Source organism: Microbacterium sp. (genome assembly GCF_011620715.1).
GTDB lineage: Bacteria > Actinomycetota > Actinomycetes > Actinomycetales > Microbacteriaceae > Microbacterium.
The window spans coordinates 1-5272 of sequence record NZ_WOYP01000034.1 but is presented as its reverse complement, the minus strand read 5'-3'; the positions used below and the strand labels follow the sequence as shown (position 1 = coordinate 5272).

Below are 5272 nucleotides of genomic sequence, written 5' to 3'. Positions count from 1 at the left end.
AAATCAGCCGGCGTAGCCTTCGGGGGTTCGAATCCCTCACTCGCCACGAAATGATGTCTCGCGACATCTCTCTCACCTGTCGCGAGACATCTGTCATCTAAGGGCCTCTCGTTCGGCAGGTCGTGTCATCACGGGCCCGGAACCATCGACCGAGCTGGTCTGCCGGTGCATGGGATGACCGTGTCAGGATGATCGTGTGCGGGGTGAACCCGCAGAGGAGAGGACTGCCATGACCGAGCCCGCCCCCTACACCGACCCGGACCAAGCCGACCCATCGAGCTCCCTCGTCCGAGCGGCGATCTGGGTCGCGATCGGCGCGCTCATCGCCGCGGCGATCGTCTGCGTCGTGTGGGTGCTCGTCGGCACGCAGAACGGCATCGTCGGCCGGGCGTTCCTCACGATCCTGCTGCTCGCCGCGTTCGCGGGGGTCGCCATCATCGACGCGCGCCTGGCCGCGCGCCGCCCCGCCTGGTTCGCGCTCGCGAGCATGGTCACGTGGGTGGTGACGCTGCTCATCGGCGCCGTGATGATCTGGCTGCCCGAGCGCTACCCGTGGGGCGGCTTGAACCGGTTCGTGCAGTTCCTGCTGATCGTGCTGGTTCTGCAGCTGGCGCTCCTGCACCTCCGCCTCTATACGAAGGCACTTCAGCGACATGTGACGACGTTCACGCAGATCGTCGCGATCGTGACGATCACGCTGGTCATCGGCCTGGCGATCATGCTCGTGCTGCCTCTCATGATGGGTGAGTGGGTCTACTTCGGCGACACGTACTGGCGATTCGTCGTCGCGCTCACGATCCTCGCCGCCGTCGGCACGGCGCTGATCCCGCTCATCAACGCCCTGTTCGCCCCGAAGAAGCCGCGCCCCGTCCACCTGAATGCGCCGCCGCCGGCGTCGGTGCTCCCTCCCTGGCCGACGTACGCCGACGGTGTGACGCCGCTGCCGATGATGCCCGACCGCTCACCGGACTGGAACGCCTACTACACGGGTCACCCATCCAATGTCTCGCAGGCGATCGCGCCGGTGGCGCCGTTTGCCGCTCCGGCCCCGCAGTGGCCGGAGCCGCCGCCGAACGCGCCCCAGCCGCCCGCACGCAGCGGCTACGAGGGCTTTCCGCCCCCTCCGCCGCTCCCGCCCCTTCCGCCACAGCCCTAGCCGGGGCCCCACCGGCGAAAGTGCCGGCTCAGCCGCGCAGCAGTTCGAGTGCGGCCATGGCCGCGTTGTGACCGCCCAGTCCGCTGACCGCACCGCCCCGACGCGCACCCGACCCGCAGAGCAGCACCTGAGGGTGCATTGTCTCGACACCCCAGCGCGCCGCCGGGGAGTCGAGCTGCTCGTCGTCCTCGGCCCACGGCCAGGACAGCGACCCGTGGAAGATGTCGCCGCCGATCATGCCGAGCGACTCCTCGAGATCGGCGGTGGTGCGCGCCTCCACGCACGGGCTGCCGTCCGGTGCCTCGTATACGCAGTCTGCGAGCGGCTCGGCCAGTACCTGATCGAGCGAGCGAGTCGCCGCCTGGAGCAGTGCCGAGCGCGCGGCATCCCGATCCTGCTCCGCCACGAGCCGGTGCGGCAGCTGCAGCCCGAAGAGAGTGAGCGTCTGCGCGCCTTCGGTCTGCAGGCGCCCGCCGAGGATCGAGGGGTCGGTCAGCGAATGGCAGTAGATCTCGGCCGGGAGCGGATCCGGGATGCCGCCGCCCGACGCGACGGCGTGGGCGTCGTCGAGCTGCGACATCGTCTCGTTGATGTGAAACGTGCCGGCGAAAGCGGCCTCCGGGGCGACACGTTCGTCGCGAAGCCTCGGCAGGCGGCGCAGGAGCATGTTGACCTTCACCTGCGCGCCTTCGGGGATCTCGACGGAGGGCGCACCGGTACAAGAGGGCGCGCCGACGGCCGCGGCCGTGCCGGCCGCCAGCAGCCGCTCGAGGACGGCGGGGCCGACGCCGCTCAGCACCAGTCGTCCACGCACGCTGTGCGCGCGGTCACCGCCGATCTGAACCTCGCCGTCCGGGCTGATCCCCACGACTTCGGCGTCCGTGCGCAGCTGCGCACCGGCCTCCCGAGCCGCACGCTCGAGTTCGGCGCTCACCCTGCCCATTCCGCCGACCGGAACGTCCCAGTCACCGGTCCCGCCCCCGATCACGTGATACAGGAAGCACCGGTTCTGGCGCAGGCTCTCGTCGTCGGACGACGAGAACGTGCCGATGAGCCCGTCGGTCAGAGCGATGCCGCGCGTGATGTCCGTCTGCAGCGCGGAGCGCAGGAATCCGCCCAGCGGCTGTTCGATGACGGCATTCCAGAGCCCGTCGTCGGTGAAACCCGCATGCACCGCCGAGCGGGTCTGCAGGGGCTCGGTCATCGTCGGGAACAGATGGCGGGCGAGCGGAGCGAGGCTCTGTGTGAACCGCGCGTACCGTTCGGCCTCGCCCGGGTCGCCGGTGGTCTGCAGGAACGAGGCGGCGGTGGCTGCGGCATCCTCGGTGTCGACCAGGATTCCTCGCGACGGGTCGGACGGATCGGAGGTGTACGACGAGTACCGCCGGCGCCGCAGGTCGATGTGCAGGCCGAGGTCGTCGATGATCCGGCGGGGAAGAAGGCTCACGAGGTACGAGTACCGCGAAACTCGCGCGTCGACGCCGGCCCAGGGACTCTCCGACACTGCGGCGCCCCCGAGATGCGAGAGGCGCTCCAGCACGATGACCTTTCGCCCCGCTCGGGCGAGGTAGGCCGCAGCGACGAGGGCATTGTGTCCGCCTCCGACGATCACGACATCGTGGGTGGGAGCAGTGAGCTGGGGCATTCCTCCACGCTACGCGCGCGGATCGACCGATGCGGGCCGTGGATGCCGCGACGATAGCGTGAAGGCATGGCACTGGCGCAACAGCTCGAAGAGCTCGCGATCGACATCGCACGTGAGGCGGGGGAGCTCGCCCGGCGGCGGCGCACCGAGGGAGTCGCGATCGCGGCCACGAAGTCCTCCATCGCCGATATCGTCACCGAGGCCGACCGAGAGGTCGAGACGCTCATTCGCTCGCGGCTCGTCGATGAGCGGCCCGGGGACGGGTTCCTCGGTGAGGAATCGGCCGCCGAGCGCGGCACGACCGGCATCACCTGGGTCGTCGATCCGATCGACGGGACGGTCAACTACGCGTACGGCATCCCCGTGTATGCCGTGAGCATCGCAGCGGTCAGAGGCGAGCCGGAGCCGTCCCGGTGGAAGGCGCTCGCCGGAGTAGTGTTCAGTCCGCCCACAGGCGAGATGTTCCATGCCGCCCGGGGTGCCGGCGCCTGGCTGGGCGGCGAGCGTCTCGCCGTGAACGCCGAACCGTCGCCGGCGGGAGCGCTGCTGGCCACCGGGTTCGGCTACAACCCGGCGACCCACGCGAGCGACCTCGCCCGCGTCGCCCGCGTGATGCCGATGGCCAGAGATCTGCGGCGCATGGGCGCGGCATCCCTGGACCTCTGCTTCGTCGCGGCGGGACGCTTCGACGGTTACTTCGAGCGCGGCCTCCAGCCGTGGGACCATGCGGCCGGCGCGCTCGTGGTCGCCGAGGCCGGCGGGCGCTTCACGCGGGTCGAGCTCGATGACATCCCCGGCCGGCCGCTGTTCGTCGCTTCCGGCCCGGCACTCTTCGACAGCCTGCTCGCGACCGCCCTTGGTCCGTGAAGGGATTGCCGCCGAACGATTCGGCGTGGCGTGATCTGCGCACATGGCGTTCTCAGGTCGGGCCCGATAGTCTTTACCCGATCGTTACCTTTGACGCCCCGAAGCGTCAAAGGTATTTTGAAGCCCGACGCCCGCCGTCGCCCCCCGAGCGACAAGATCCGAGAGCCCCTCTGCGCCTTGCATTTCGACGCCCCTGAGGCTGAGTCTGAGCCCACGCGGCGTTCCAGCCGGTCATCCGCCACGCCGCCCACGGCGTCTGCGGAAACGGCAGGGGCTTCACGAGCAGAGCTTCGTCGACGGATGCCGGCCGCCGCCGATCGTCCTGCACCTGTGCAGGCTCGCATCGATCCTGTCGCAGCGCCCCCGGTGACCCCGACCCGCCGCAGCCGCCGCAGCGAGCAGATCGCTGCGCAGCCGCTCGTCGCTGACGCCGCCGGTGTCGTCACCGCGAGCCCGGTGGGCGGGCCCGCGCATATCACGCACGCTGAGCAAGCGGCATCCGCTCCCGAGGCCGACGAGATCGACGCGTTCGAAGCGGCCGCACGGCTCTTCTCCTTCACCGGCGAGACGGCGATCCAGCCGCCGGCGACCCGCGAGCACGAGGCTGCAGAGGCTCCGAGCGCCGAGCACGTCGCGCCGCGGCGAAACCGTGGCGCCTCCGTCAAGCGCGTCACCGCGGCGTCGTTCTCCATCGGGGTCATGGGCATCGTCGGCCTGCTGACGGTCGGCATGACCACTCCCGCCGACGCGGTCGCCGCACCCAAGACGGCCGACATCTCGGGGACGGTGGCCGCATCCGCGGGCGGTGACGTCGCTCTGAGCGACGGCGAGATCCAGGCGTACGTCACGCCGTCGCAGATGCGGAGCGCCCCGATCGAGCGAGCCGAGAACTACTCGACGCTCACGGTCGCACAGCTGGCTGCCGACTCGGGCATCTCGAACTTCTCGAACTTCTTCATCAACGACCCGAACTCGCCCATCCAGTGGCCGTTCGCGGTCGGGGTGCCGATCAGCTACGGCTTCGGCCTGCGCGATGGCACCATGCACGAGGGTGTCGACTTCACCCCGGGTGAGGGTGCGCCGATTCAGACGATCGCCGAAGGCGTCGTGCGCGAATCGACCGATTCGGGTGGCGCCTTCGGCGTGCACATCGTGATAGACCACACCATCGACGGCGTTCTGGTCTCGAGCAGCTACTCGCACATGCTCTACGGCTCACGCCAGGTCGAGGTCGGCGACCACGTCACCGTCGGCACGATCATCGGTCGCACCGGCAACACCGGGCGCTCCTACGGCGCGCACACGCACTTCGAGATCCTCGCGAACGGCACAACGCCGATCGACCCGATCCCGTGGCTGCGCGAGCACGCCGGCGGGTGACCGACCATTCAAGCGCACGCCGGTGCTCTGGTATTCTCTTCTCGTTGCCCAGGCATGCCTGGGCAACGCCCCGATAGCTCAGTGGTAGAGCACTTCCATGGTAAGGAAGGGGTCGTCAGTTCAATCCTGACTCGGGGCTCGCAGCATCCGTCTTCGTGTCGGATGCCGTGCGGCGGGGTAGCTCAGTTGGTGAGAGCGCACGACTCATAATCGTGAGGTCGCGG

Annotated in this window: 4 protein-coding genes and 1 tRNA gene; 4 read left to right on the top strand and 1 reads right to left on the bottom strand. The window is 69.4% G+C overall.

Annotation, left to right across the window (positions count from 1 at the left end; translation table 11 throughout):
- Positions 1–229: 229 nt before the first annotated feature.
- Complete coding sequence (locus QZV84_RS03740) at positions 230–1156, top strand: hypothetical protein (RefSeq protein ID WP_292825505.1); 927 nt, start codon at positions 230–232, stop codon at positions 1154–1156.
- A gap of 28 nt (positions 1157–1184) precedes the next feature.
- On the opposite strand, the gene QZV84_RS03735 is transcribed toward QZV84_RS03740, so the two are convergent.
- Positions 1185–2801 (bottom strand): NAD(P)/FAD-dependent oxidoreductase, encoded by a 1617-nt coding sequence (locus QZV84_RS03735; RefSeq protein ID WP_292825503.1) that lies wholly within the window; start codon positions 2799–2801, stop codon positions 1185–1187.
- Positions 2802–2867: 66 nt separating this feature from the next.
- On the opposite strand from QZV84_RS03735, the gene QZV84_RS03730 reads away from it, so the two are divergent.
- The 3 genes from QZV84_RS03730 (at position 2868) to QZV84_RS03720 (ending at position 5187) form a co-directional block, all read left to right on the top strand.
- Complete coding sequence (locus QZV84_RS03730) at positions 2868–3668, top strand: inositol monophosphatase family protein (RefSeq protein ID WP_292825501.1); 801 nt, start codon at positions 2868–2870, stop codon at positions 3666–3668.
- A gap of 366 nt (positions 3669–4034) precedes the next feature.
- Positions 4035–5048, top strand: a complete 1014-nt coding sequence (locus QZV84_RS03725) for a M23 family metallopeptidase (protein ID WP_292825499.1) — start codon at positions 4035–4037, stop codon at positions 5046–5048.
- Positions 5049–5115: 67 nt separating this feature from the next.
- A tRNA-Thr gene (locus tag QZV84_RS03720) sits at positions 5116–5187 on the top strand.
- The last annotated feature ends 85 nt before the right edge of the window (positions 5188–5272 follow it).